The 2,706-nt window shown below is 62.5% G+C and carries 2 protein-coding genes and 1 pseudogene; 1 reads left to right on the top strand and 2 read right to left on the bottom strand.

Annotated features, from left to right (window positions below):
- Nucleotides 1-285 precede the first annotated feature (285 nt).
- Nucleotides 286-761: pseudogene (locus tag AQJ46_RS53895) on the bottom strand (transposase family protein); the annotation flags it as partial.
- A gap of 257 nt (nucleotides 762-1,018) precedes the next feature.
- Here AQJ46_RS53895 and AQJ46_RS53890 point away from each other — a divergent pair.
- A complete protein-coding gene (locus AQJ46_RS53890; RefSeq protein ID WP_225887686.1) occupies nucleotides 1,019-2,254 on the top strand; it encodes a hypothetical protein in 1,236 nt (411 codons plus the stop codon).
- Between the two features lie 95 nt (nucleotides 2,255-2,349).
- On the opposite strand, the gene AQJ46_RS55225 is transcribed toward AQJ46_RS53890, so the two are convergent.
- On the bottom strand, nucleotides 2,350-2,706 hold a 357-nt coding region (locus AQJ46_RS55225), incomplete at its 5' end, for an IS3 family transposase (RefSeq protein ID WP_208617147.1).

The raw sequence follows: 2,706 nt of genomic DNA, 5'->3' as shown, positions 1-2,706 counted from the left end.
AATACGGAACCAACGCGGCTCCTGTGCCTGTGGGTTGAGACTTCGAACACCTCCCCCAACGGCACGGGAGCCTCGTGCGTTGCGCACCGTGTCGGCGTCACCCGATCGATGGCCGAGTTGAAAACGCTCAGTGAACGGCCCTGCGTCGGCCGACCACTGCCACACACTCCACTCCGGGAATGGACTCTAGGCTCCCGACCACTCCATCATCCGCTTTCGGTTGCGTGGTCGCATCCCGGGATGTAGGCGAATGCCGTTCAACTTGGGACAGTTGAAGGAGGTACGGAGCATGAGCAACCTCAGTACGCTGCTGCTGTGAGCCGAGCCTGCCGCGAGTATCGCCAGCAAACGTGCCCAGCCCGGCCCGCTAACTCCTTGACCACGGCCTTGACTTGCCTGGTCAGACGAGTGGTGCGCCGCTGGTATCGGTCGAGGCCGCCGCCAGTCTCACCGGAGAGTGCACCGACCTTCAGGCCGCTCCAACGAGATCGTCCGTCGCGCCCCCAGCACCCCGGGCAGCTGCTCGCGGTGTCGGCAGCCGGGGTAGGCCACCCCAGACGCCGCACACGGACCACCACCCGCCTCCCGCCGACCGGCACGTCAGCCACAGTCCGCCGGTGGTAGCCGTGCACCCGCCCCGACGACACCCCGCACACCGGACACGGTGCCATGTCCTGCGGCGTCCGCGCCCGCACCCCGATCCGCTCACCCTCGTTGACCACGTCCTCGATGACCAGTGGGCACAGGCCCGAACACACCATAGAAACAAGCTCGCTGACATCCCTTACGCGACTGTCAACGACGCGTTACGACGCTCCGTCACCACCGAATGTGAGACAAGACCCTTAGATTGACACACCCACACCTCGATTCTCTGCGAGCCCTTAGTTCTGCTGACTTTGGTGGGGCGAGCCGACCACAGAGGCGCGCATTGTAGGCGCCCGGACAACCGTTCCTGACGTGCAAGCGCTCGCTGTCCGTCCTACGCTGAGCTGGGGATCCTTTACTGGAGGTCGAGATGACCAACAGGAAAGTCTTGAGCAGCGCGGAAAACACGAATAGACCCAGAGGGAGCATATTTTTCTTCATCCTTCTATGGGTCACTTCGCTCATCCTCGGACGCGAGGGCGCGCCGTCGGCTGATCAATCGAAGCGCGATCACCCCTACGAGCCGACCCGGCGAAAGAATGTGGCTCAGCTCCCTCAAGCACCCAACAAACTGTTCAGGAGTCACAGGACAGCCTGGCGCGAGCGAGCTGCTGCACGCATTCTCTACCTGGAACAGCAAGCAGATCGGGAGAGGTGTCGCGCGGTAGAGAACCCGTCCGAGCAATGTCAACGTAAGCAAACCCTGGAGGGGATCGCGAGGCAACTGGAAGAGGCGGGCCATGCCATCTCTGCGAAGCGCCGCCCTTTCTCGGGAGCCGCAGCCCTTGAGAGGACCTGGGCCAATGTGCGCGCAACCGACGTGATGCTGCTGCAGCTGTGTTCGGAAGAAGATCTGATCAGCCGAAGCGTGGACGTCGTGAGTCACGTTCAACAGCATCTTCGCCCGGTCGACCCGCTTCGGGTGAAGATGGAGGCTCTCGGAGAGCGGATGGGGGATAAGGCGTCTCTGCCAGGAGACCGCGAGCTTCTTGTTCTCGCTCTGAGTGCCTCGTACGATGCGCTGGATGCTGAATTTAGCAGAGTTCGCAGCCTCAGTATCATTTTGCGGATCGCGACGTTCTTCGTTCTCCTTGGTGCCGGTGGGCTTGCTGCCTGGGGGTGGTTCTGCCCCGATTCACTGAACATGTGTTTCCTCCCCGAGGGAAAGGCATTCTCCGCGTGCCCTTCTGGAGAAGTTCCTCGCAATCGGGGATATGTGCCGAGTGACTACGCCCAGAACGTCGACGTTCTCGTCGTCGAGGCGGCAGGACTGGCTGGCGCGGCTCTCACGGTCATTGCTTCTCTCCGCCGGATTCAGGGAACGAGCAGTCCCTATATGTTGCCGCTATCGGCGGCCCTGCTCAAATTCCCCACCGGTGCCCTGACCGCTTTCATAGGGGTACTGCTTATCAGGGGTGCGTTCATTCCCGGTCTGAGCGATCTTGATTCCAGTCCGCAAATAGTGGCCTGGGCTGCCATTTTCGGTGCGGCTCAGCATCTCGTGACTCGCTTCGTCGACGATCGAGCCCGCGAGACACTGTCGAGTGTGGGGCGCCCGCCCAGCGAACCGGAACCGGACGGCCCCAACGTCCCTAAGAGCTCGTAATGAACCGCTCCGGGATCGGTGGAGGCTGCGGTCTGTCCCGAGTTGGGTGGAGTCGACGGTCTGTCCCGAGTTGGGTGGAGTCGAGTTGCTTGGATTCAGGCTACTGGTGGTGGGGTGCGGAGTTCGTACTCCACCGGGCTGAGCATGCCCAGGGCGGAGTGTCTGCGCTGGCGGTTGTGGAAGATTTCCAGGTACTCGAAGAGCGCGGTGGACAGCTCCAGCCGTGTCCTCCACCGTCTGCGGTTGAGCAGTTCGACCTGGACTCGGGCCCAGAAGGACTCCATCATCGCGTTGTCCACGCAGTCCCCGATGGAGCCCATCGAAGGCAGCAGACCGGAGGCCCTCGCGCGCTGGGTGAATGCCCAGGACCCGAATTGGGCGAGTTCAACCAGTCGTTGCAACACCGGGCTGTTGCAGCGAGCGTAGCTGTTCTTCGAAGACCTCGGCCGGCG

The organism is Streptomyces canus, assembly GCF_001514145.1.
Classification (GTDB): domain Bacteria; phylum Actinomycetota; class Actinomycetes; order Streptomycetales; family Streptomycetaceae; genus Streptomyces; species Streptomyces canus.
The sequence above is the reverse complement of the archived record's forward strand: the minus strand, read 5'-3'. Positions and strand labels throughout refer to the sequence as shown.

Bases quoted from the DNA above. Each gene is read 5' to 3' on its own strand.
- AQJ46_RS53890 (WP_225887686.1), top strand. From the start codon at position 1,019: ATGACCAACAGGAAAGTCTTGAGCAGCGCGGAAAACACGAATAGACCC.